The sequence below is a fragment of the Brevibacterium sp. R8603A2 genome, from assembly GCF_023072605.1.
GTDB lineage: Bacteria > Actinomycetota > Actinomycetes > Actinomycetales > Brevibacteriaceae > Brevibacterium > Brevibacterium pityocampae.
The window spans coordinates 305,484-329,659 of the sequence record NZ_JALLGN010000001.1 but is presented as its reverse complement, the minus strand read 5'-3'; the positions used below and the strand labels follow the sequence as shown (position 1 = coordinate 329,659).

Sequence of the window (24,176 nt, the reverse complement as noted above, 5' to 3'; positions counted from 1 at the left end):
CGGCGGGCTCAGCGGCGCACGTGCGCGGCCCGCTCCCGGGCCAGCCGCGTGAGGAATGCGGCGACGTCGTCGGTCGACCCGATCCGGGCCTGCGCGCGGGTGTCGGCGGTGCCCACCCGGATGCTCAGCCCCGGGAACCCGGACTCCTGCCGGGCGGCGAGGTGGACGAAGGCGTCCTCGTCGGTGGTGTCGTCGCCGATGTAGAGCGCCGCCGTGGCCTCCGTGCGCTCGATCATCGTGTCGAGGCCGTCGCCCTTCGTGTGCATCCGCACCCCGAACTCGACCATGTCGTGGCCGTCGAGCGAGCGCAGCTCGGGGTGGTCGGCGGCGAAGCGGCGCAGCTCGGCGGTGAAGAACTCCGCGCGCTCCGGCGAGCAGCCGCGGGTGTGGAAGGTGGCGCCGAGCGGCTTGCGCTCGATCCGCAGCTCGCCGTGCCCGGCGGCCGGGGTGGCGGCGGCGATCCGCTCGAACTCCGCGTCGAGGCGCGCGAGCAGCGCGCGCTCGCCGTCGTCCGGGGCCGCGGAGTAGCGGAAGGGATCGTCGGGATCGACAGCATCCGCCGAGGTGCCCGCTTGGCCGCCTGCCGGGCCGCCTGCCGGGACGCCGGCCGGGGTGCCGGCCGTGAGTCCGGAGAAGTCCTGCTCGACCCCGTGGGAGCCGACGAACAGCACCCGCTCCGGGGCCCGGCTCAGGTCCTTGAGCGCGGCGACGTTGCGCCCGGAGATGTAGCCCACCGCGGTGTCCGGCAGCGCGGCGAGTGACTCGACGGCGGCGGCGGATTCCGGGACCGGGGTCGACTGCGCGGGGTCGTCGCGGAGCGGGGCGATGACCCCGTCGAAGTCGAGGGCGACGAGCAGCCGGGCGGCCCCGGTCAGGGCGGTGATGTCGATCCGGTCCGGCGCCTGCAGGGGAGGGACGAGCGCGCTCACGTCGGCTGCCCGGATTCCGCCGGCTCGGTCTCTGTCGGCTCCGTGGGCTCGGGCGGCTCCTTCGCCTCGGCGGCCTCCCAGCGGCGCAGGTCCTTGTCGTCGTCGAGCGCCTCGAGGGTGTCGAGGAAGGAGCGCGACCAGGACTGCACGTCGTCGCGGATGAGGCGCCGGCGCAGGGCGCGCATCCGGCGGCGGCGCTCGGCGGGCTCCATCTCGATGGCGCGCAGGATGTTCGCCTTGAGACCGTCGATGTCATGCGGGTTGACGAGCACCGCCTGGTTCATGTGGTCGGCGGCGCCGGCGAACTCGGAGAGCACGAGCACGCCGTCCTCACCGGTGCGGCACGCGACGTACTCCTTGGCGACGAGGTTCATGCCGTCGCGCAGCGCGGTGACGAGGAGGATGTCGGCGGCGAGGTAGAGCGCCGTCATCTCCTCGCGCGGGAAGGAGTGGTGGAAGTAGTGGATCGCGGTGGTGCCGAGGTCGGAGTGCTCGCCGTTGATCCGGCCCGCGGCGAGCTCGACGTCGGTGCGGATCTGCTGGTACTGCTCGATCCGCTCGCGGCTCGGGGTGGCGATCTGCACGAGCGTGACCTGCTCGGGGTCGATCGAGCCGTCGGCGAGCAGCTCCCCGTAGGCCTTGAGGCGGTGGCTGATGCCCTTGGTGTAGTCGAGGCGGTCGACCCCGAGGATGAGCGTCTCCGGGTCGCCGAGGTCGGAGCGGATCTCCTGCGCCCGTGCGATGGTCTCCGGGTCCCGGGCGGCCGCGTCGAGGGTCGGGGTGTCGACGGAGATCGGGAAGGCGCGCGCCTCGGCGATGTGGGCGCCCGTGCCGGACTCCGGGTTCTCCGGGACGCGGATCTGGCTCGACTTCGTGGTGAAGCCGGCGTGGACGCGGGCGGCGCGGCGGAAGTTCGCGGCGTCCGCCGGGCGCTGGAAGCCGATGAGGTCCGCGCCGAGCAGACCGTTGAGGATCTGCGAGCGCCACGGCAGCTGGGCGAAGAGCTCGGCGGGCGGGAACGGGATGTGGTTGAAGAAGCCGATCGACACGTCGGGGCGGAGCGCGCGCACGAGCGCCGGGACGAGCTGCAGCTGGTAATCGTGGACCCATACGGTGGCGCCGGCCGCGGCGGTCGTCGCGGCCGCCTCGGCGAACCGGGTGTTGACCCGCAGGTAGCGCTCCCACCAGGTGCGGTGGAACTCGGGGGCGACGATGACGTCGTGGTAGAGGGGCCACAGCGTGGCGTTGGAGAAGCCTTCGTAGTAGCTGACGACTTCCTCGGAGCTCAGGGTCAGCGGGACGAGGTGCATGCCGTCGATGTCGAAGGGCTCGATGTCCTCGTCGGGGATCCCGGCCCAGCCGATCCACGCCCCGTCGTTGGCCTGCATGACCGGGGCGAGCGCGGTGACCAGACCCCCGGGTGAGGTGGTCCAGACCGGTTCCGGGCCCGAATCGTCGCGGTCGACCGGCAGGCGGTTGGCGACGACGACGAAGTCCGCGCCGTCGGGCGGCGGGGGGAGGGGCGAGGTGCGGGTGTCCTGGTCGGGCGGTGTGCGGGTCACAGTGCTCCTGCGTGTCGCGGTGCTCCTCGGGTCGAACCTCGGTCACGTGCGATTCTACTCTCTCGCGTAATGTGGATGAGGTGGCTATGGAAGAACTGGGCGGCTACCGCCTGCTCGAGCAGCTGGGCTCCGGCGGCATGGGCGTCGTGCATCTCGCGGTGGACGGGGAGAACAACCCCGTCGCCGTCAAGGTCCTCCACTCCCACATCGCCAACGACGAGACCTCCCGCAAGCGCCTGGCGCGCGAGGTGCGCACGCTGCGCCGGATCAAGCACCCGCGGATCGCCGAGGTGCTCGACGCCGAGCTCGAGTCCGAGCAGCCCTTCATCGTCACCGAGTTCGTCGACGGGATGACGCTGTCGGAGGACGTCAAGGAGAACGGGCCCTTCGCCGAGGACGAGCTCGTGCACTTCGGCCATGCGCTCCTCGACGCCCTCAACGCCGTGCACGAGGCCGGGGTCATCCACCGCGACCTCAAGCCGGCGAACATCATGATCATGGACGGCGAGCCGATGGTCATCGACTTCGGCATCGCGCAGGCCGCCGACGAGGTCAAGGTCACCGCGACCGGACTCGTCATGGGCACCCCGGGCTACCTGAGCCCGGAGATCGCCGACGGCAAGGCCTCGAGCGAGAAGACCGACTGGTGGGGCTGGGCGGCGTCGATGGCGTTCGCCGCGACCGGCCGCAACCCCTACGGCTCCGGCCCGCTCGAGGCGGTGCTCGGCCGGGTGGCGATGGGCCGGGCGAACCTCGAGGGCGCCCCGGCGCTGTTCGTCCCGCTGCTGCGGGCCTGCCTCGACCCCAAGCCCGAGCGCCGGCCCTCCGGCACGATGATCCTCGACGCGCTCGTCGACATCGAGTCCGGACGCATGCCGACCCTCGGCGGTCCGGTGCGCCAGGGCCCGTCGACCGGCGGCGCCGGTGCCGCCGCCGCGGGTGCGGCGGGTGCTGCGGCCGGGGTGGCCGCCGCGGGCGGCTCCCATGCCGCGACCGGTCCCGGCGGCACCTCGGTCATGCCCGCGGTGCCCGGTCCCACGGGCTACCCGGGCGCACCCGGAGACGCCCCCGGACGAGGCTTCCCCGGACACCAGCCCGCCGCCCACGGGGTGCCCCGGCAGTCGAACCCCGCGCACCCCGGGCACTCCGCCCTCCATCCGTACGCCGCGCAGCACCGCGACGGTCGGCCCATGCAGCCCGGGCACCCGCAGTCGGGGATGCCCCCGCAGCAGGTGCAGCCCGGCGGGCCGCGTCCTTACGGCCCGCTCGGCATCGACGGCCGCCCCCAGCAGCATCAGCAGGGCCCTGCGCCCGGCGGGCAGATGCAGGCGCCCGGGCCGCATCCGGGCATGCAGGGCCGGCTCATGCCGCCCGGCCCGCCCCGGCCGCCGCGCCTCGGCGGGCCCTGGGCCGTGCTCGCCCTCAACCTGCTGGCGATCGCGCTCACCCCGCTGGGACCGTTCATCATGATGATCGCGATGTACCTGTGGCAGGTCATCGCACGCACCGCCGGGTCGATGGCCCGGACCCGCAACTGGCGGCAGTTCGAGCGCGGGCCCGGCTCGGTGAGCCTGTGGTCCTCGGTCGGGTCGATGCCCGGTGCGCTCCTCGGCGCGGTCTTCACCTCGCTCTTCTGCATGATCCTGCCGCTCATCGCCGCCGGGGCGATCGCAGTGCTCATGCGCCTCGACGTGCTCGGCATCGTGCCGCGCGGGTTCTCCGAGTCCGCCGCGCTCTGGGCGGCGGCGCTCACCTGCGCCGTGGTGCTGTGGCTCGGCCCGGGGTCCACGAACCTGCGCCACGGCTCGCGGGTCGTGCTCAGCCCGGTGACCCGCACCTCGACCGGGGAGTGGGTCGCGGTCGCGATCTTCACCGTCCTCGCGGTGCTCGCCGTCATCACCGTGCTCACCGGCGCCGCGGTCACGTGGTGGCCGTCCCCGGCCAACCCCTTCGGGCTCATCCCCGAACCGCAGTTCCCGTAGGCGCCTGCCCGGTGAGTTCGCGCTCCTCCGGTGAGCCGGGCGACCCGTCGGGCAACCTGCGTGCTTCATGAATGGGCCGTGGTGGCCGGCGTCGTATCATGGCAGGGCGCCTCGGGCGCGGATCGAATCCACCATCAGCGAGACCCACGTGAGGAAACATGGCGAAGAACTCCTCGTCCGCAGCCGACCGGCGGCAGGCCGCGCGCGAAAAGGCGCGTCAGATCGCAGAGGCGCAGGCCAAGCGGGAGAAGACCGCGCGGACCGTCCTCTACACCGGTGTCGGTGTGGTCGTGGTCGCGGTGATCGCGGTCATCGCTTTCCTCATCTACCAGGCCGCGCAGCCGACGCCCGGCCCCAAGAACTACTCCGCCGGCTCGATCACCCTGGCGAGCGACGGCGAGTCGGTGCAGGCCTACGGCGCCAAGGGCGCCTCCGGCGATGACGCCCCGGCCGACGCGCCCGCGTTCACCGAGTCCGGCCTGCCCGACACCGCACCCGTGGTCACCGTCTTCATGGACTTCCAATGCCCGGGCTGCGCCGGCTTCGAGCAGGCGAACGGACAGACCCTCGACAAGCTCGTCGAGGAGGGCACCATCGCCGTCGAGTACCAGCCGGTCGCGATCCTCGACGCTCAGTCGCAGGGCAACGAGTACTCGACCCGCGCGGCGAACCTCATGGCCTGCGTGGCCGACAGCGGCCAGGCCGGCACCTACATGGACCTCACGAAGATCCTCTTCGAGAACCAGCCCGGCGAGGGTCAGACCGGGATGACCGACGAGCAGCTCCTCGGGTTCGCCGAGGAGGCCGGCGTGGACACCTCCGCGGCGACCACCGTGGAGGACGGCGCGACCGTCCAGCAGTGCGTGGAGAACGTGAGCTTCGACAAGTTCGTCGAGAACACCACGCAGGACGCGCTGAGCAATGGCCTGCAGGGTACCCCGCGCGTGCTCGTCAACGGCGAGGACACCGACTCCTGGCAGGACCCGCAGGGCTTCGCCACCGAGCTCCTCACCGCCGCCGGCGAGATCGGCTGAGCGACCCGGGCATCGGGTCCGAACATTTTGTCCGGTCCGATCCTCATGGAATACACTGCAACCGTCGTCCGGCCGGTGCGCTCGCGCGCCCGGACCGCGGACGGCCCGCCTCCTTAGCTCAGTTGGTAGAGCACCGCTCTTGTAAAGCGAAGGTCGTCAGTTCGAGTCTGACAGGGGGCTCACTTCTTCCCCGGCGCCACCGCCGTGGTGCTGTCGACGTGGTCGGTAGTGCCCCGTCCGGTCGTCCTGAACCGGTCCCGGTACTCCGAGGGCGTGGTCCGCAGGTGCCGGGCGAACACCCGCCGCAGCGTCTCGTCGCTGCCGAATCCGCTGCGCTGCGCCGCCCGCGTGACGCTCGCTCCCTCGAGCAGCAGGCGCTGCGCCTGTTCGAGCCGCACGCTCTCCACCCACCGGGTCGGGGGCATCCCGAGCTCCCGGTCGAACAGTCGGCTCAGGTGCCGCGGGCTCACCGCGGCGCGCGCCGCCAGAGCCGGCGCGGTGTGGTCGCCGGCCGGATCCGCGCGCACCGCCTCGATGACGGGGCGGAGCACCGGGTCGGGCGTGGCCGGCATCGGCGCGGCGGCGAACTGCGACTGCCCGCCGGGCCGCTGGAGGAACACCACGAGCTCGCGGGCAGTGCTGCGCGCGGCCTCGGCGCCCAGGTCGTCCTCGATGAGAGCGAGGCTGAGGTCGATGCCGGCGGTGATCCCGGCGGAGGTGAGGAACCGGCCGTCGCGCAGCTGGATCACGTCCGGGTCGACGTCGATCGCCGGGTAGCGGCGGGCCAGGGCCGAGGCGTGGCGCCAGTGCGTCGTCGCACGCCGCCCATCGAGCAGTCCGAGCTCGGCGAGCACGAACGCCCCGGTGCACACCGAGGCGACGCGGCGCGCGGGGCCGGCGAGCGCCTCGACCGCGGTGAGGAGGTCCGGGTCGACGGCCGGGCCGGCGAGGTGCTCCGCACCGGCGACGACGAGCGTGTCGACCGCCCCCGCGGCCCGGGCAGGGACGGTGTCCGCGATCGCCATCCCGGAGGAGGTGGTGACGGTGCCGCCGTGAGGGGAGAGGAAGTCGACGGCGTAGGAGCCGCCGGAGCGGCCGGCCAGGTGGAGCGCCTCGGCGGGACCGCTGGCATCGAGCATGGTGACCCCGTCGAACACGACGATGCCGACCCGCACGGGCGCGGGTGCGGGGTTCGGGGGCGCAGGGGAGTCCGCAGTGGTGGGGTGCGCACTCACGAGCATGTCCGAATCAGTGGGGTTTCAGTCTGGAAAGACATGGCTCCACCCTAATGCCTCCGACCAGACTGGAGTCAGCACGACTCCAGCAGCGCGGACCGGGGAGGCTCCTGGACCGCCACGACGAGAGGAAGAGCAGACATGACCGAGACCATCGCCGGAATCCGGATCCCCGACAGCACCCTGGCCCAGGAGGCCACCGCGCTCGTCCGCGACGTCGAGAACGACCTCGTCTACAACCACTCGCGCCGCGTGTTCCTGTTCGGCTCGCTGCGCGGACAGCGCGACGGGCTCGCCTACGACCCCGAGCTCCTCTACGTCGGCGCGATGTTCCACGACCTCGGGCTGACCGAGAAGTACCGGACCACCGACCAGCGCTTCGAGATCGACGCGGCGAACGAGGCGCGCCGGTTCCTCACCGCGCACGGCATCGCCGAGGAGCTCGCGGACCGCGTGTGGAACGCGATCGCCCTGCACACCACCCCGGAGATCCCGCTCCACATGGCCCCGGAGGTCGCGCTCGTCACCCGCGGCGTCGAGCTCGACGTGCTCGGCATCGATTACGACGCGGTGACGGACGAGCAGCGCGCCGCCGTCGTCGAGGCCCACCCGCGCCCCGACTTCAAGAACCGGATCCTGGCGGCCTTCACCGAGGGTCTCAAGGACCGGCCGGAGACGACCTTCGGCAACGTCAAGGCCGATGTGCTCCAGCACTTCCTCCCCGGCTTCGAGCGCACGGACTTCGTCGAGGTCATCAAGGCTTCGAAGTGGGCCGAGTGATCCGCTGACCGGTTCGCGTGTGTGAACGGGCGAGGCCGCTGGATGTGCGAGGCCCCGGGATCATGATGATCCCGGGGCCTCGTGCGTGTGGTGGTGGCTCACGTGTGGTGGCTCGTGAGTGTGATGGAGGCTCGGCGCCTCAGTCGCGGGTGAGGGTGCCGATCTCCTCGTGGTCGCCGTTCATCACCGTCATGGTCTCGCCGTCGATCTCGAGGTGCCGCGCCTCGCGTAGCCAGGTGTCGACGCCCATACAGGCCTTGAGAGTGGTGGCGAAGCGGGTGAGGGTGACGGTGGAGCCGTCCTGCTCGTACGTCGTCCCGATGCCGTTGCAGCCGTCGCTGCCCCCGACCTTGCCGTCCTCGGTGAAGTTCAGGTGCGGCTCACCCTTCTCGTCGGAGGACCAGCGGCCCACTACGGATTCCACGTCGTCTCCGTTCGTCGATGACACGGTGCCGCCGCACCCGGTGAGGAGCAGTGCGGATGCGAGGGCCAGGACTGCGAGGGGATGGTGCGTTCGGCGTCTCATGCCCCGAGTGTACTGACCGGGACTCCGGACCGACAGGGAAGTCCCTGGGCGCGGCGTGGGAGAGCGGGGGATGCACCGCCTGGCCCGGGATGCCGGGTCGACCTGCGACGATGCAGTGACTCCGGGAATACTGGGCACATGGAGTTCCCTCGATTCTGGTTCAAGGCCACCGGCACCGTCGCGCTCGACCGGCCCCGCGCACTCGAGGCCTGGGGGTGGTCGTCGACCTCCGAGGCCGAGGCGCGCGCCGTCGCCGAGGTCCGCCTGCGCCGTGCCGTCGCGGCGGCCGAATCCGCCGGCCGGATGCCCGAGCACGGGGAGTACTACCCCCGCGTCCCGCTCCGGGAGTCGGTCCTCGCCCTCGTGTCGGAGGCACGCACCGGCGTGGAGGCGGTCATCACCCGCAACCGCTACGGTGCCGAGGTGCTCAACACCGACCGGCTCTTCATCGCCGACATCGATGTGCCCGGCTGGGAGGAGGTCCCCGAGGAGACGGCGCGGCAGGCGACGACCGGGACCTCGGCCGGAGTGGGCGCCGGGAGTCCCCGCCGTGGTCTGCTCGGCAGGCTCTTCGCCCAGCCGGAACCGGCGCGGCCCGAGATCACCGAGGGCGCGGCAGTGGGGTACATCCGCGGATTCGCCGCCTGTCGCCCGGAGTGCGGGGTGCGGATCTACCGCACGCGGGCCGGGCTGCGGGTCATCCTCACCGGAGTCGGGGAGACCGCGGACACGGAGGCAGCCCAGGAGCTGCTCGCCGAGCTCGGGGCCGATCCGCGATACAGCGCGCTCGCCCGCGGTCACGCGAGCTATCGCGCCCGGCTCACCCCGAAGCCCTGGCGGGCCGGTTGGCACGCGCTCCCGGTTTCGGGCCGAGGTCGGTTCTGGGAGGGCGGCGAGGACGATCCCGCGTGGCTCGCGGCGTACCGGGAGCGCACTGCGCAGTTCGCGGTGTGCCGGCTGCTCGAGGAGATCGGGCCCGGAGGCAGTGCGACCGAACGCGAGGTCATCGCCTTCCACGATGCCGCCACGGGTGTCGGCCGGCCCGATCCGCTCGCCTGAGCAGAACACAGCCGTTGCGCGACCGTCGTCTTCCTGTGATTCGTTCGTTACGTTCACGCCGTCATTGGTCATATGGTCACGGATCGGTAAAGTCGACCGAGGTTGACCTCCCCCGAGGGTCCGGCACGTGCAGCAGCACACCGCTCCCCGACCACTCAGACCAGTTCGTATCGAAGTAGGGAATGCACACATGAGGAAGAGACTCCTTTCGCGCCCGGCAGCTCTCGCCGCAGCGGCGTCGCTGGGAATGACCGGCGTGCTCGTCACGGTTCCGTCCTCGGCCACCGAGCCGACCAAGGAAGCGTCCACGTCCGTCAAGTCCATGAGCAAGCAGGTGCAGGAGTTCGACGACGTCGAGGGCATCCAGGCCTACGGCACCGATGGCGAGGGCAACGTCGTCGTCGTCACCCTGCCGGAGTCGGAGCTCGGCGACGAGGGCGTCGAGAAGATCGAGGCTTTCCAGGGCGAGTACTCCAACGTCGAGGTCATCGAGATCGCCGAGCCGCTCCAGGCCTACGCGGAGAACCAGCTCGTCGGCGGCGCCGGCTACGCGACGACCGGCGAGGGTGTGGAGGGCGCCGGCCTGTGCTCGGTCGGCTTCACCGCCTGGGACCCGAACGGCGACCCGGCCGTCATCACCGCCGGCCACTGCACCGGTGACGACTCGATGACCACCGCCACGCGCACCCTTCCGTCCAAGGACACCGCTTTTGCCGGTGAGGAGTCGCCGACCGAGCTCATGGACCCGGCTCCGATGGGCACCTTTGGGTTCTCGCAGTTCGGCGGTCCGGGCCACTCGGAGGGTGCGGACCGCGATGTGAAATCCACCGACATCGCCGTCATCGACGTCGACAACCCGGATCTCGAGCTCCTCCCGCAGGTGACCGACTGGTCCACCGCCGGGGACGACGACCTCGCCGCCGGCATCGAGACGAACATCACCGCCGTCGGCGCCCCGCAGGAGGGCCAGCCGGTCTCCAAGAGCGGCCGCACCACCGGTCTCACCCACGACGACGATCTCGACATCGTCGACGGCTGGAGCCGGGTCGGCGTGTCCGGGACCGACTACCGCTGGGTCCGCGGATTCGCGGCGAACGGACTCGAAGGCGCACCCGGCGACTCCGGCGGGGCGATCTTCCAGGGCAGCACCGCGATCGGCGTCGTCAGCGGTGGCACCCCCGCCGAGGGCGGCAACGAGTCGTTCCTCTGGGGCACCTCGCTCGTCCACGCCCTGCCCCACACCGACGGCTACACCGTCGCGCTGTTCGTCGAGGCCCCGAAGGTGACCACCACCGAGGTCGAGCAGGGCGCACGCGTGCCCGGCACCGCCCCGGCCGGCGCGGAGGTCACCGTCACCCCAGTGGGCGGCGGAGAGCCGATCACCGTCACCGCGGATGACAGCGGCAACTGGAGCTTCGAGGCCCCGCAGGAGCTCGGCGAGCAGGAGTACACCGCTGTGGCACGCCAGGGCGAGTACAACGTCTCCGATGAGGCCTCCTTCGCCATCACCGTGGTCGAGGCCTCCGATGACGAGCCGACCCCGCCCACCCCGGAACCGGATCCGACCGATGACCCGGCTCCGACTCCGACCGACGATCCTTCGGACGAGCCGACCGAGGACCCCTCGGCCACCCCGACCGAGGACCCCACCACGCCGGCTCCGACCGATGAGCCGACCGAGGAGGCCCCGGCCGAGCGCGAGCTCACCATCGACCCGCGCCGCGTGTCCGTCTCGGACTTCGTGAACGAGGACGAGGGCGTGAACATCACCGGCACCGGCTACGCTCCGGGCCAGGTCGTCGAGCTCGAGGTGTTCCCGCAGAACGACTCGGTGAACGACTTCACGCTCGAGGGCACCGCTGACGAGAACGGCGTCGTGACCTTCGGTGTCTACGGCACCAACGCCGCCAACGCCGACGTCTACCTCGGCACCTACGAGGTCCGCGTGGCCGCCGCCTCTGACGACGACGCCGCGAACGCCGGCTCCGAGGCCGCTCCGGCGGCCGGTGCCTACGCCGCGGGCGACGCCGACGAGCCGCTCACCGGTTCGTTCGAGGTCGTGGCCGACGAGGGCGCCGCACCGGGCGAGGACGAGAACGGTGACGGCAACCTGCCGCGCACCGGTACCGAGCTCACCGGACTCGGCGTGGGCGCAGGCCTGCTCGTGGTCGGCGCAGCCGCGGTCTACGTGACCACCCGTCGCACCAAGAAGGGCCAGGCCTGATCCGATCTGATCGGTTCACCTGATCCGACGGCCTGATCCACCCGGAGGGCACCGACACCACCACGGTGTCGGGGCCCTCCGCCATTCACCCCTCAGTTTCCGAAGGTTCCTGAGAACGATTCCGCGATTCTTCGCAAAGTCGATGGGCGCCGGGAGCCTTCAGAGCGATGTGCGCCCTCAGGACGAACAGGTGCCGAGCCGCTCTGGTGCGGGGTCCCCCTTGTGGCCCGCGGCTGCCGCCGAGGTGCCCCTCCCGTTCCGGCGGTTCCCGCAGGCGAGGTGCCCGCCTGTTCCTGAACTCGTCCGGCGAGGTTCCTGCTTCCTCTCGTGCTTCCGCTCAAGCGTGTGTCTGTTGCAGCACCATCGTCCTGGGTATGTGTCTCCAACAGCACCCGGTCGCCGAGGTCCCCACCCACCACCATTGCCGGGTGCCAAGGTGCGCCTCCCGCGCTGGCGCCCCGGTGACCTGGGCTTTCATGCGTACAGGGCTCGTGTCTGTGGGTGCCGATAGCGTGGGTGGCATGAACGAGGAGCCCCGTTTCCGCACCGGTGACATCACCGGTCTGCGCGGCGCGCTCACGACCATGGTGGCTGTTGAGTCCGAGGCGGATGCGATCGAGCGGGTCCGTGCTCTCGAGGAGCTCAAGGCCGCAGCCGCGGCCGCGCAGGCCCGCGCCGCGGCCACCCTGCATTCCCTCCGCACGGACGCGGAGGCCGAACGCGGGGTGCCGGCGGAGAAGCGGTGCCGGGGCTTGGGTGCGGAGGTCGGGTTGGCCCGCCGGGAGTCCCCGACGCGCGGTTCCCGGCTCCTCGCCCTGTCCCGCACACTTAGCGACGACATGCCGTGCGCGCTGGCGGGGCTCGAGTCCGGTGCGGTGTCGGAGGAGAAGGCCCACACCCTGCACCGCGAGACCTCTTGGCTGCCGGCAGAGAAACGTCGATTGGTCGACGAGCTCATGGCCGACCGGCTCGATCGGGTGGGTGTGCGGCGGCTCGCCGCTGAAGCCCGGGCGCATGCTCAGCGTCTCGATCAGGAGGCCGCGGTCGAGCATCTGGCGCGGTGTGAGAAGGAGCGTCGAGTGAGCGTCCGGCCGGCACCGGGCGGGATGGCCTACCTCACCGCGCTGCTCCCACTGCGCCAGGCCGTCGCGGCGTACGCGAACCTCCAGAAGACTGCCGCCACCCTGGTGGGCACGGGGGAGGCGGGGGAACGGACTGCAGGGCAGGTCGCTGCGGATCTGCTCGTCGAGCGGGTCACCGGGCAGGAGACCGCGGATGCGGTGCCGGTCGAGGTGCACCTCGTGATGACGGATTCCACTCTGCTGGCTGATGGTGATGTTCCGGGGTGGGTTGCCGGTCATGGTCCGGTGCCTGCTGGGGCTGCTCGGCGGATGCTTGCTGATCCGGAGGGTTCGGTGTTCCTGCGGCGGCTCTTCTCGGCTCCGGGGTCGGGTGGTCTGGTGGGGATGGATTCCCGGAGGCGGGAGTTCTCCGGTCTGCTGCGGCGGATGATCGTGGTGCGGGATGACACGTGCCGGACTCCGTTCTGCGATGCTCCGATCCGCCACATCGACCACGCCAGGCCACATCGCGACGGCGGTGCAACAGATTTCAGGAATGCTTCGGGGGTGTGCGCGGCGTGCAATTACGCGAAGGAGAACCCGGGGTGGAGGCACGAAGCGGACCCCGATCGGCTCGCCGTCACCACCCCGACCGGAGCCAGGTATGAGGCGCCCACTCCACCGTTGATCGGGGGAGCGCACCGGCAGCCCGGGACCGCGCCTCCCTGCCGAGGGGAACCCCCACCACATGACGACCCGGTCGTGTCCGGGTGGAACGACCCGAAGCGGGTGGGGCCGAACCGAGATCACGCAGGTCAGCCGACACGGCCGCGTGTGGACACCAGCCCAGGAGCGTCGGCCAAGGACGGGTCGACGGTCGATGGGAAGTCCACGGAGCGCCGAGGGGTGGAACGCCGAGGTGCAGTGTCGAACGTCCCCGTGCCGACCAACCGTGCCGTGCGGCTGATCCGTCCGCGATCCACGGACACGGGTTCGGATTCGCGCTCGGGTCGGGGTTCGGATATCCGCTCAGGCACGAGTTCGACCGGACACATACGGGGGAGCGGAGTTGAGAAGACCGTGCGGGCGCACCTCACCGCCTACTCCGCGACTGCTCGCACCACCGGGCAGCTCCCGCCCATCGATGCCTATCGGTTCCCCGTGCTCGCCGGCTGAACGACCTCGACCTCAGCCGCGAACCCGACGTGTCCGATGATCGCGCCCGACCGACCCCGCCGGCGCGGTGGTGGACCACGACTGCAGGCTTGCGCGAATCAGCGGAGAGGGCTGATCAGCAGAATCGAAGTCGTCCGTCTGCCGCAGCCACCGCCGATCGGCCGTGGTGCCTGCCTCCCACCGAACCACCGGACTCAGCAGAGGCCGCCCACCGGGTGGTGGACGGCCTCTGCTCCAGCGGGTCACTCCATGGGGTTCATCGTGTCGGTATCAGTGCGTCGGCATCAGCTCACCGACCGCAACCCCGCGAACCTCATCCGATCACTGGTTCGGGTTCTGCCACGGCGGGCGGGGCGGGATCGCCGGTCCACCCTGCTGACCACCCTGCTGGCCGCCGAAACGACCGAGGCCCTGCTGCCCCTGCTGGCTCTGCGCGCGCTGCTGCGCCTCGCGCGCCTGCTGGAGCTCGCGCTGGCGGCGCTGCTGCTCCTCGAGCATGCGCTGCTTCGCTGCGGCCTGACGCTCCTCATCGACCTCGTCCTCCTCGGCACCCACGCGGGCGTGGTCGACCTCCTGCGCGGCGAGGAGCGAGTTGCGGATCTCGGTCGTCATGTCCCCGATCGTGCCCGGGTTCGACGGGAGGAACAGTACGTTCGACCGTCCGTTGCGGGCCACGTCCTGCATGGTGTCGAAATACTGGGTCATGAGGAGCAGCTGCTCGGCGGTCCGCTCGATGCCGGCCTGCTTGAGCATCTCGTACTGCTCGGCGATGCCGATCGCGATCGCCTTCCGCTGCGCTGCCACACCCTCACCCTGGAGGCGCTTGGACTCGGCCTCCGCCTCGGCCTGGGTGACCCGCTTGATCTTGTCCGCCTCGGCGAGCGCCTGGGCGGCCACCCGGTCACGCTGCGCCGCGTTGATCGAGTTCATCGAATCGCGCACCCGCTGATCGGGGGAGATGTCGGTGACGAGGGTGTTGATGATCCGGAAGCCGTAGCGGGCCATCGACTCCGACAGGCGCTGCTCGACGCTCGAGGCGATGTCGTCCTTCGACTCGAACGCGGAGTCGAGCGTCAGCGTCGACAGCGAGGAGCGCACGGTGTCGAACACGTAGGAGCGGATCTGCTCCTCCGGGTTCGCCAGCCGGTAGTAGGCGTCGACGACGCTCTGCTCGCTCACCACGTACTGCACGGCGACGGGAATGGTGACGAAGACGTTGTCCTTGGTCTTCGTCTCGATGTTGACCTCGAGCTGCTGGACACGCAGGGAGATCGGCCGCGTGGTCGTCTCGACGAACGGGACCTTGGTGTTGAGGCCCGGCCGCGCGACCTTCTTGAACTTGCCGAAGCGCTCGACGATGACGTTCTCCTGCGTGCGCACCGTGAAGAAGATGCTCGAGCGCAGGCCGCCGAACAGCAGCGCGGCGAGGACGATGAGTATGACGATGATGACGACGACGGCGATGCCGATGCCGATGACGGCGTCCATAGTGGGTGCCCCTTGGTGTCGGTGTCGGTTTCCTCCACCCTAACGAAGTCGACTGCATCTCCGCTGGGTGCTGTGCATCTCCGCCGGGCGCTGTTCGAGCCGCATTCGTCCTCGCCTATTCTTGAACGCGTGATCGGTGCCCCTGCCCGATCCCCGCGTCACCGGCTCGCTCACCCGACCGGCCCAGCACCACCGCGCGTCAGCACCACCGCACGCCCGCACCACCGAGCACACGCACCACCGAATCATCCGAACTATCCACGAGGCGGCACCCGTGAGTCACACCCCGGCACGCACCACCGAGCCCAGCGGCGCACCCACGGGCGCGCTCGACCGCTTCTTCCACATCAGCGCACGCGGCTCGACGGTCGGCCGGGAGATCCGCGGCGGGCTCGCGACGTTCTTCGCGATGTCCTACATCGTCGTGCTCAACCCGCTCATCATCGGTGCGGCCGCCGACAGCACCGGCCTGTTCCTCGGCGGCGGCACCGAACCCAACCTGCCCGCCGTCGCAGCCGCCACCTCCTTGGTCTCCGGTCTCCTCACCATCCTCATGGGCGTCGTCGGCAACTTCCCGATGGCGGTGTCCTCCTCCCTCGGCCTGTCGGCGTTCATCACCTACGGCATCGTCGTGCTGCCGGGCATGACCTGGGCCGACGCCATGGGCCTCGTCGTCATCGAGGGCATCATCCTCCTCATCCTCGTCCTCACCGGCTTTCGCTCCGCGATCTTCAACGCCGTGCCCGGCCAGCTCAAGACCGCGATCAGCGTCGGCATCGGCCTCTTCATCGCTCTCATCGGCATGATCAACGCCGGCTTCATCTCCCGCGGCTCGGGCGCCGGCCTCGAGCTCGGCACCGGCGGCTTCCTCACCGGCTGGCCGATGCTCGTGTTCCTCATCTCCCTGCTCGCCCTCTTCGTCATGTGGGCCGCCCGGGTCCGCGGCGCGATCCTCTACTCGATCGTCGGCGCCACGGTCCTCGCCCTCGTCCTCGAGGCGGTGTTCCGGATCGGCCCCAAGACCGGTGCCGACGGCGAGGTCGCCAACCCGCAGGGCTGGGGCCTCACCGTCCCCACCCTCGACCAGCAGTGGTTCACGCTGCCCGACCTGTCCCTCCTCGGCAGCTTCAACCTGCTCGGCTCCTGGCAGCACGTCGGCGTCGTCGCCGCCGCGCTCGCCGTGTTCACCCTCCTCCTCGCGAACTTCTTCGACCTGCTCGGCACCATGGTCGGCATCGCCAACGAGGGCGACATCAAGGACCGGCACGGCGAGATCCCGCAGTCGAAGCGCATCATGGTCGCCGACGCGCTCGGCGCGATCGGCGGCGGCATGGGCTCCACCTCGGTGAACTCCGGCTTCGTCGAGTCGACCGTCGGCGTGGGCGACGGCGCGCGCACCGGCCTGGCGAACGTCGTCACCGGGATCATGTTCCTCGCCACGATCGTGCTCGCCCCGCTCGCCGCCGTCATCCCGACCGAGGCGGCCGCCGCCACCCTCGTGCTCGTCGGCTTCCTCATGATGCAGCAGATCGTGCGCGTCGACTGGGCCGACGTCGAGATCGCGATCCCGGCGTTCATGACCATCGTCCTCATGCCGTTCTCCTACTCGATCACCAACGGGATCGGCGCCGGCTTCATCACCTACGTCGTCATCAAGCTGTTCCGCGGCAAGGGGCGCGAGGTGCACGCCCTGATGTACGTCACCGCCGCCCTGTTCGTCGTGTACTTCGTCTCCGGCCCGCTCCAGGCGGCGCTCGGCGACTGAGCGGCGCCCGGCCCGGCGCCGCCGCCTCTAGGCTGGAGCCATGGATCCGACAACACTGGTCAACCTCGGGCTCGTCCTCCTCTTCGTGCTCATCGGCGGACTCTTCGCCGGCACCGAGATGGCCATCGTCAACCTCCGCGAATCCCAGATCACCCGGCTCGCGGAATCCGGACCGCGCGGCCGGCGCACCGCGGAGATGGTGCGCAACCCCAACCAGTTCCTGTCCGCCGTGCAGATCGGCGTCACCGTCGCCGGCTTCTTCTCCTCCGCCTACGGCGCCTCGACCATCGCCCCGGACCTCGCCCCGCTGCTCGCCGGGATCGGCATCCCCGACGCCGCCGCGGCCACCGTCGCGCTCGTCGTCATGACGCTGATCATCGCCTACCTCTCGCTCGTGCTCGGCGAGCTCGTCCCCAAGCGCCTGGCGATGCAGAACGCGATGGCGATGACCCGCTTCGTCGGCCCCCCGCTCGTCGTCTTCGGCCGGCTCATGCGCCCGGTGATCTGGCTCCTGTCGGTGTCGACGAACGCGGTGATCCGGCTCCTCGGCGGCGACCCGCACGTCAACCGCGAGGCGGTGTCGACCGAGGAGATCCGCGCCATGGTGTCGAGCTCGGAGGAGCTCGATGCGCTCGACCGCAAGGTGCTCCACGACGTGTTCGAGGCCGCCGAGCGCACCGTCGTCGAGGTGATGAAGCCCCGCCCCGACGTCGAGTTCGTCGAGGGTGCTGCGACCATCGCCGAGGTGCGGGCCCAGGTCCGGCACCTCCAGTACAGCCGCTACCCGGTGACCGGGGAGGACTACGACGATGTGCTCGGCTTCTTCCACGTCCGCGACCTGCTCCACGTCGACGACCCGGAGGCCATCACCGCCGCGCAGATCGTGCGCGAGATGCCCGCGCTGCCCGGCACCGTCGAGGTGCTCAGCGCACTGAGCCGGATGCGCGCCGGCGGCGACCAGATCGCCCTCGTCGTCGACGAGTACGGCGGCACGGACGGGATCGTCACGATGGAGGACCTGCTCGAGGAGCTCGTCGGCGAGATCTACGACGAGTACGATGCCGCACTCACCGTCGACGACGCGGTCCACCGCGACGGCGAGGTGAGCGAGGTCGACGGCGGGCTCATCCTCCAAGAGGCGAGCCAGCAGACCGGCGTCGAGCTGCCCGACGAAGGCGGCTACGAGACCGTCGGCGGGCTCGTCATGGCACTCCTCGGCCGGATCCCGGAGGAGGGCGACTCCGTCACCACCGACGACGCCGCGCTCACCGTCGTCGCCATGGACGACCGCCGGGTCGCCCGGGTGCGGATCGAGCCGCGCGATGCGCCGCCGGACACGCCCGAACCCTGAATCCCCCCGCGGGACCCGTCACTCCTCCGGCCGCACCCGCACGAGCTCGGGGAGCTTGGCCTGCACGAAGTCCCCGGAGCTCGCGCCCCGCAGCCGGCGGCCCACCCACGGCGCCAGATGCTCGCGCACCCAGTGCGCCTCCTCGGCCACCGCGGTGCGGATCGGCCGGTTCGGCCGGTCGGGCATGTGCACCCCGGCGCTCGGCAGCGGGGCGCGCTCGAGCGCGGCGAGCGCCTGGTCGGCGACGAGCTCGTGCCCGGCGGGGCTCAGGTGGATCCGGTCCGGCGCCCACATCTCCGGGCCGTAGAGGTCCCGCAGCCCCCACATGTCGAGCATCGTGCAGTCGTGGCGCTGAGCGATCGACCACAGGTGGGAGTTGTAGATCGCGACCCGGGGCCGGAGCTGCTTGATGAGCGGGGTCGCCCGGCGGGTGTCGTAGCCGTTGCCCATGAGCACCGCGATGCCGGCCTCCCGCAGCGCGACGACCGCCTCCTCGAACTTCGCCGCGATCGCGTCGATGTCGGTGCCCGGCCGCATGCAGTCGTTGCCGCCGCCGACGATCGACACGAGATCCGGCGCGAGCTCGAGCGCGCGCGGCACCTGCTCCTCGATGATCGAGTCGACGAGCCGGCCGCGGATCGCGAGGTTCGCGTACCGCAGGTCCTCGGAGCCGACGGGGCTCGTGACGAGCTGTTCGGCGAGCCGGTCGGTCCACCCGCGGAACCGGTCCGGGGTGCCGTCGGGGGAGGGGTCCATGAGGCCCTCGGAGAAGGAATCGCCGATGGCGACGTAGCTGGTGATGCGTTCGATCATGGGGCGATCCTACTCGGGGTGGGAGGCTCCCCGGCGTCCGGGAACCGCGCGAACGCCGCTTCGAGCGCGGCCTTCCGCTCGGCCTGCCCGGCCGGGATCTCCCCGCCGAGGTCGGAGCCGGCGGCGAGCGCACGGCACCAGCGGGAGACGAGCGCGCAGCGCTCAGCGGCAGCGCCCGTGGCGTGGGCGAGCCGCACGATCTCCCCGGTGAGGTAGTCGGTCTCGATCGACCCGGTGCCCCGCGCCAGGGACTGCCAGGAGGAGGATCCGAACTCCTCGACGCCGGGCACCTCGCCCATCTGCAGGCGATCGGCGATCCCGTACCGTGCCGGGCCGTTCGACAAGTACTCGATCCCGGCCGCCCGGTACACCGCCTTCGCCTCGGTGCGCATCTCCCGGGCGAGCTCGGTGAGATCCGCCCCGGGGCCGAGGATCGCGTCGAGTCCGTTCGCGAGGTTCGAAAGGAGCTTGGCCCAGGCGTGCTCGGCGATGTCCTCGACCGGCACGAACTCGAAGCCGGCACCTCGGAAGTCCGCGGCGACCTCGTCGAGCACCGAGTCGGTCCGCGCGGCGGCGGTGACGGGGCCGGTGAAGAACCCGCCGAGCGCCGGGTGCATGCGCACGACGACCTCGCCGGGCTCGGTGTGCAGGGCCGGCAGCCAGATCGTCGTCGACCACACGCGGGCGAACCAGCGCGGGGCGATCCGGGCGGCCTCGACGCCGTTGAGGAAGAGGAGGAGCGGGAGGCGCTCCCCGGCGGTCCCGACGACGGCCCCGGCGGTGTCGTGGACGGGCTCGTCGGTCCAGTCGCGGAGCGCGCTGAGTGCCTGGTGGGTCTTCGTGGCGAGAATGAGCACATCGTGCGTGCCGAGGACCACCTCACCCGGTTTCCGGACTACCGTGGGATGTGCTGTGATGGTCCGGTCCGGGCTCCGCAACCGCAATCCCGTGGACTCGATCGCCCGGGCGTTGTCCCCGCGGGCGACGAGCACGACCTCCGTGCCGGAGTCGGCGAACGCCGCCCCGATGGCCCCGCCGATCGCGCCGGCGCCGATCACGATGTACCTGCTCATACGCCCACGCTAGCCAAGGAGGACGGCGATGTACCAGCCTGTTCCGGTCCGATTCGGAACGACCGTCGCGATCACCGGCGGGACGGTCGTCCCCGTCGCCGCCGGCGAGCAGCGCGCGGAGCCGATCGAGAACGGCACCGTGCTGGTGACCGACGGGCGGATCACCGCCGTCGGCCCCGCCGCCCGGGTGACCATCCCCGAGGGCGTGCGCACCGTCGACGCCGCCGGCGGCTTCATCACCCCCGGCCTGCTCGAGTCCCACGGGCACCTCGGCCTCCACGAGGAGGGGGAGTCCGACGCGGACAACGACGTCAACGAGAAGACGAACCCCAACGGGGCGGCGCTGCGCGCCCTCGACGCGATCAACCCCGCCGACGTCGGCTTCCGCGATGCCCTGCGCGGCGGCGTCACCTCCGCCGTCATCAAGCCCGGCTCCGGCAACCCGATCGGCGGGAGGACCGCGGCGATCAAGACCTGGGGGCGGATCGTCGACGAGATGCTCATCAGCGAGGCGGTGTCGGTCAAGGCCGCGCTCGGCGAGAACCCGAAGAACGTCTACGGTCGGCAGCAGAAGACGCCCTCGGTGCGCATGGGCGTGTCCCGGATCATCCGCGAGGCGTTCGTCGCCGCCCGGAACTACGCCGCCCACAAGGAGGAGGCGCGCGAGCTCGGCGTCATCCACGACGAGGACCTCGCGCTCGAGACCCTGTGCCAGGTGCTGCGTGGCGAGCTCGCCTTCGACCAGCACTGCCATCGCGCCGACGACATCGCCACCGCGATCCGGCTGTCCGAGGAGTTCGGCTACCGGCTCGTCGTCAACCACGGCACCGAGGGCCACCTCATCGCCGACTACCTCGCGGAGAAGGGTGTCGACGTCATCGTCGGCCCGCTGCTGACTTCCCGGTCGAAGATCGAGCTGCGCAACCGCGCGATGAGCACTCCAGCCGTGCTCGCCGCCGCGGGCGTGCGGATCGCGCTCACCACCGACCACCCGGTGGTGCCGATCGATCTCCTCATCAACGAGGCCGCGCTGTGCGTGCGCGCCGGGCTCGACCCGGTGACCGCGCTCGAGGCGCTCACCATCAACCCCGCCCGCATGCTCGGCCTCGACGAGCGCCTGGGCTCGCTCGAGCCCGGCAAGGACGCCGACGTCGTCGTGTGGTCCGGCGATCCGCTCGCCCTCGAGTCCCGCGCCGCCCACGTGTTCGTCGACGGCCGCGAGGTCTATACGCACGACTGGGAGACCGGCGAGGCGCGCGTCGCGGACCCGTTCGGGAAGACCTACATCCACCTGCCATGACCAACGAGGACGACGACACCCAGGAAGTGCCGATCATCGACCCCGAGGCCGAGACGCCGGCCCGCGGCATCCCGCAGGTCGCCGAGGCGCCCGCCGGCGACCCGGCACCCGCCGGCGACCCGGTGCCCCCGGCCCCGACCCAGCGCGCCTCCGAGGGCTCGACGGTGACGGGTGAGACCCCGGAGGACGATGCCGACGAGGCCGCCGCGGAGGCCGCTCTCGACGCCGCCGAGGCGCAGCTCGCCGCCGAGGCCACGGAATCCGGTGCGGCCGGCGAGGCGACGACGGAGACCCCGGCCGGGGGCACGACGACCGCGACGCCGAACGCCGGCTCGCCGATCCCGCAGCCCTCCGAGCAGCCGGTCGCCGAACCGCAGACCGGGGCCGGGGGCGCTGCCGTCGAGTCCTCCGCGGACTCCGTCACCGCCTCCGTCGCCCGCGAGGCCGAGGACGCCGACGGCTCCGGAGAGCCCGCAGGGGCGCGCGGGGCCGAGGCCGCCGGCGGCGAGGAGACGCCGCCGGAGTTCGTCGAGGTCGCCGTCGACTCCGCGCCCCGGGGCTCCCGCCCCGCCGAGTCCGAGACCCCGCGCTCTGCCGACGAGAAGCCGGTGAGCCGGCGGGCGAAGAAGCTCATCGAGCTGACCCGGCCCGCCGGTGCGAACTCCAAGCGCGTCGCGGAGAAGATCGCCCGCAAGGCCGTCGGCCGCATCGTCACCGACAACTCGCCGTCGACCCAACCGATCCCGATCATCGCCGCGCTCAAGGGCACGCCCTACCAGGCGCCGGTCGCCACCGTGGTGAAGACCGAGGAGGAGGCGCGGATGATCCTCGACCTCGCGGTCGACATCGGCGCGATCATGCTCCGCGCCGGTGCCGGGTCCGCCGACGTCGAGGTGTCCGTCATCGCCACCTGCACCTCGCTCGGGCTGCTCGACGTCGAGGTGGACCTCACTTCGAACTCGCTCACCGTGCACTACGCGAACCCCGACGGCACCTTCATGACCGTCATGCGCGTCAATCGTGAGGAGTCCATCCACTTCGCGAAGCTCGCCTCCGTCCACACCCTCGTGTCCGACATGGCCGACGGGAGGATCGACTACCTCGAGGCCCGCGAACGGATCGACGCGATCCGCCGGCAGCGCCGCCCCTACGGCGAGACGTTCGTCACCGTCGCCTGGGGCCTCCTTGCCGGGTGCTTCGTCCTCCTGCTCGGCGGCGGCTACATCGCCTCGTTCCTCGGGTTCATCATGGCCATCGTCAACGACCGGTTCGGCGCCCTGCTGGGACGGACCGGGATGCCGCCGTTCTTCACCATCGCCGCCCAATCGATGTTCACCACCCTCGTCGCGATGACGGCCTGGACCTTCGACCTCATCGCCGGTCCGCAGTACCTCGTGGCGAGCGGGATCGTGCTCCTGCTGCCCACGCTCGGCCTGTTCTCCGCGGTGCAGGACTCGCTGACGAAGTTCCCGCTCACCGCCGCCAGCCGCACCGTCGAGGTGTTCATGTCGATGGCCGGCATCGTCTCCGGGATCGCGCTCGGGCTCCGGGTCGGGATGCTCATCGGACTCTCGCCGATCGAGATCGTCGTCGAGTCCGGGGGAGTGGAGGCGCTGTCGACGATCATCTCGCTCATCGCCGCCTCGATCGTCGCCGCCTGCGGCTCGATCGGCAACCAGGCCGCCCGCCGGATCATCCTGCCGGCCGCCGGCGTCGGACTCATCGGCTTCTTCGCGCTGACCGGGCTCGGCGTGATCGGGCTCGGCACTATCATCACGAGTCTCATCGCGGCGACCGTCGTCGGCTTCCTGTGCCGCCCGATCGCGCTGTGGCGCGGTGCGCCGGCGATCGTCATGCTCATCCCGGCGATCTTCCCGCTCCTCCAGGGCCTGTCGATCTTCTCCGCCGTCTACGAGATCGTGCAGTCCCAGGACGCGGTGCCGCTGTCCGCCGGCCTGTCCTCGCTGTTCACTGCAGTCACCGCGAACGCCGCGCTCGCCGTCGGCGCCGTGCTCGGGAACTTCCTCGCCCGCCCGCTCGGCATGCACAAGCGCCGCTCAGAGCCGCCAGTCGACCCCGCGCCCGCCGCGTGATTCGAGCTCCGCGTTCGCGCGGCTGAATGGGCGCGAGCCGAAGAACCCGCGGGACGCGGCCAGCGGCGAGGGGTGCGGTGAGGCGATGATCGGGACGTCGCCGAGCCGCGGTCCGAGCGCCTGCGCGTCGCGCCCCCAGAGGATCGCCACGAGCGGCCCGCCGCGCTCGGCGAGCGCCTCGATCGCGCGGTCGGTGATCGCCTCCCATCCCTTGCCGCGGTGCGAGGCGGGTGCGCCGGGTGCCACCGTGAGGCAGCGGTTGAGGAGCATGACGCCCTGCTCGGCCCAAGGCCGCAGGTCGCCGGAGGCCGCCTTCGGGATCCCCAGGTCGGCCTCGAGCTCGGTGTAGATGTTCTGCAGGGACCGCGGGAGCGGCCGCACCTCGGGCGCGACGGCGAAGGACAGACCGATCGGGTGCCCCGGGGTGGGGTAGGGATCCTGGCCGACGATGAGCACCCGGACGTCGGCGAGCGGTTCGACGAAGGCGCGGAACACCTGGTCGCCGGCCGGCAGGTAGTGGCGGCCGGCGGCGTTCTCCGCTCGCAGGAAGTCGCCCATCCGGCGGATGTCGCCTGCGACGGGTGCGAGTGCGGCGGCCCAGTCGGCGGCCATGATCTGCGAGAGCGGGGGCGGGGTGTCGGGCATGCCTCACAGGGTAGTGCCTCGGTAGTGCCTCACCCACAGGGCACATGGCCGGTGCGCTCTTCGCGTTCGGCGTGCACAGC

The 24,176-nt window shown here is 71.3% G+C and carries 18 protein-coding genes and 1 tRNA gene; 11 read left to right on the top strand and 8 right to left on the bottom strand.

The features are described from left to right. Positions 1 to 8 precede the first annotated feature (8 nt). Both MTQ12_RS01455 and MTQ12_RS01450 read right to left on the bottom strand, forming a co-directional pair. Positions 9 to 929, bottom strand: coding sequence for a trehalose-phosphatase (locus MTQ12_RS01455; RefSeq protein WP_247423363.1), 921 nt, complete (start codon positions 927 to 929; stop codon positions 9 to 11). Beyond that, a complete protein-coding gene (locus tag MTQ12_RS01450) occupies positions 926 to 2,401 on the bottom strand; it encodes a trehalose-6-phosphate synthase (RefSeq protein WP_247423644.1) in 1,476 nt (491 codons plus the stop codon). The genes MTQ12_RS01455 and MTQ12_RS01450 overlap by 4 nt, the downstream gene beginning before the upstream one ends. Positions 2,402 to 2,577: 176 nt before the next feature. On the opposite strand from MTQ12_RS01450, the gene MTQ12_RS01445 reads away from it, so the two are divergent. The 3 genes from MTQ12_RS01445 to MTQ12_RS01435 all read left to right on the top strand — a co-directional run bounded on the left by MTQ12_RS01445 (position 2,578) and on the right by MTQ12_RS01435 (position 5,687). After that, positions 2,578 to 4,473 carry a protein kinase gene (locus tag MTQ12_RS01445; protein WP_247423361.1) on the top strand — a complete coding sequence of 632 codons (1,896 nt, stop codon included), beginning with the start codon at positions 2,578 to 2,580 and terminating at the stop codon, positions 4,471 to 4,473. A gap of 158 nt (positions 4,474 to 4,631) precedes the next feature. Then, positions 4,632 to 5,507, top strand: coding sequence for a thioredoxin domain-containing protein (locus tag MTQ12_RS01440; RefSeq protein ID WP_247423359.1), 876 nt, complete (start codon positions 4,632 to 4,634; stop codon positions 5,505 to 5,507). 107 nt (positions 5,508 to 5,614) lie between these two features. Further along, positions 5,615 to 5,687 (top strand) — tRNA-Thr (locus MTQ12_RS01435). Here MTQ12_RS01435 and MTQ12_RS01430 read toward each other — a convergent pair. After that, complete coding sequence (locus tag MTQ12_RS01430; RefSeq protein WP_247423357.1) at positions 5,687 to 6,742, bottom strand: helix-turn-helix domain-containing protein; 1,056 nt, start codon at positions 6,740 to 6,742, stop codon at positions 5,687 to 5,689. The genes MTQ12_RS01435 and MTQ12_RS01430 overlap by 1 nt on opposite strands. 141 nt (positions 6,743 to 6,883) lie before the next feature. On the opposite strand from MTQ12_RS01430, the gene MTQ12_RS01425 reads away from it, so the two are divergent. Then, positions 6,884 to 7,522 carry an HD domain-containing protein gene (locus MTQ12_RS01425; RefSeq protein WP_247423355.1) on the top strand — a complete coding sequence of 213 codons (639 nt, stop codon included), beginning with the start codon at positions 6,884 to 6,886 and terminating at the stop codon, positions 7,520 to 7,522. A gap of 139 nt (positions 7,523 to 7,661) precedes the next feature. On the opposite strand, the gene MTQ12_RS01420 is transcribed toward MTQ12_RS01425, so the two are convergent. After that, complete coding sequence (locus tag MTQ12_RS01420) at positions 7,662 to 8,048, bottom strand: META domain-containing protein (protein ID WP_247423353.1); 387 nt, start codon at positions 8,046 to 8,048, stop codon at positions 7,662 to 7,664. Between the two features lie 138 nt (positions 8,049 to 8,186). Here MTQ12_RS01420 and MTQ12_RS01415 point away from each other — a divergent pair, with 138 nt between their 5' ends. From MTQ12_RS01415 to MTQ12_RS01405, 3 genes are all read left to right on the top strand, one after another. After that, a complete protein-coding gene (locus MTQ12_RS01415) occupies positions 8,187 to 9,107 on the top strand; it encodes a hypothetical protein (RefSeq protein WP_247423352.1) in 921 nt (306 codons plus the stop codon). Positions 9,108 to 9,297: 190 nt separating this feature from the next. Further along, complete coding sequence (locus tag MTQ12_RS01410) at positions 9,298 to 11,331, top strand: trypsin-like serine protease (protein WP_247423350.1); 2,034 nt, start codon at positions 9,298 to 9,300, stop codon at positions 11,329 to 11,331. A 521-nt stretch (positions 11,332 to 11,852) separates the two neighbouring features. Further along, positions 11,853 to 13,568, top strand: coding sequence for a DUF222 domain-containing protein (locus MTQ12_RS01405; RefSeq protein ID WP_247423348.1), 1,716 nt, complete (start codon positions 11,853 to 11,855; stop codon positions 13,566 to 13,568). A 321-nt stretch (positions 13,569 to 13,889) separates the two neighbouring features. Here MTQ12_RS01405 and MTQ12_RS01400 read toward each other — a convergent pair whose 3' ends face one another. Further along, positions 13,890 to 15,056, bottom strand: coding sequence for an SPFH domain-containing protein (locus tag MTQ12_RS01400; protein ID WP_247423347.1), 1,167 nt, complete (start codon positions 15,054 to 15,056; stop codon positions 13,890 to 13,892). A gap of 274 nt (positions 15,057 to 15,330) precedes the next feature. Between MTQ12_RS01400 and MTQ12_RS01395 the strand changes: the two genes are divergently transcribed. Beyond that, positions 15,331 to 16,821 carry an NCS2 family permease gene (locus MTQ12_RS01395; protein WP_247423346.1) on the top strand — a complete coding sequence of 497 codons (1,491 nt, stop codon included), beginning with the start codon at positions 15,331 to 15,333 and terminating at the stop codon, positions 16,819 to 16,821. Between the two features lie 40 nt (positions 16,822 to 16,861). Beyond that, the gene (locus tag MTQ12_RS01390) at positions 16,862 to 18,172 is read left to right on the top strand and encodes a hemolysin family protein (RefSeq protein WP_137318897.1); all 1,311 of its coding nucleotides are present in this window, start codon (positions 16,862 to 16,864) and stop codon (positions 18,170 to 18,172) included. Between the two features lie 18 nt (positions 18,173 to 18,190). On the opposite strand, the gene MTQ12_RS01385 is transcribed toward MTQ12_RS01390, so the two are convergent. After that, on the bottom strand, positions 18,191 to 18,985 hold the full coding sequence (locus MTQ12_RS01385; protein WP_137318898.1) for an SGNH/GDSL hydrolase family protein: 795 nt from the start codon (positions 18,983 to 18,985) through the stop codon (positions 18,191 to 18,193). Further along, positions 18,982 to 20,058, bottom strand: coding sequence for a 2-dehydropantoate 2-reductase N-terminal domain-containing protein (locus MTQ12_RS01380; RefSeq protein WP_247423345.1), 1,077 nt, complete (start codon positions 20,056 to 20,058; stop codon positions 18,982 to 18,984). Before MTQ12_RS01380 ends, MTQ12_RS01385 begins: the two co-directional genes overlap by 4 nt. 28 nt (positions 20,059 to 20,086) lie before the next feature. Between MTQ12_RS01380 and MTQ12_RS01375 the strand changes: the two genes are divergently transcribed. Then, entirely contained in the window at positions 20,087 to 21,358 is a 1,272-nt protein-coding gene (locus tag MTQ12_RS01375) for an amidohydrolase (RefSeq protein WP_247423344.1), read from the top strand. Further along, complete coding sequence (locus tag MTQ12_RS01370; protein WP_247423343.1) at positions 21,355 to 23,451, top strand: threonine/serine exporter family protein; 2,097 nt, start codon at positions 21,355 to 21,357, stop codon at positions 23,449 to 23,451. Before MTQ12_RS01375 ends, MTQ12_RS01370 begins: the two co-directional genes overlap by 4 nt. On the opposite strand, the gene MTQ12_RS01365 is transcribed toward MTQ12_RS01370, so the two are convergent. Then, a complete protein-coding gene (locus tag MTQ12_RS01365; RefSeq protein ID WP_137318901.1) occupies positions 23,416 to 24,096 on the bottom strand; it encodes a uracil-DNA glycosylase in 681 nt (226 codons plus the stop codon). The two genes, MTQ12_RS01370 and MTQ12_RS01365, sit on opposite strands and share 36 nt — an antisense overlap. Positions 24,097 to 24,176 lie beyond the last annotated feature (80 nt).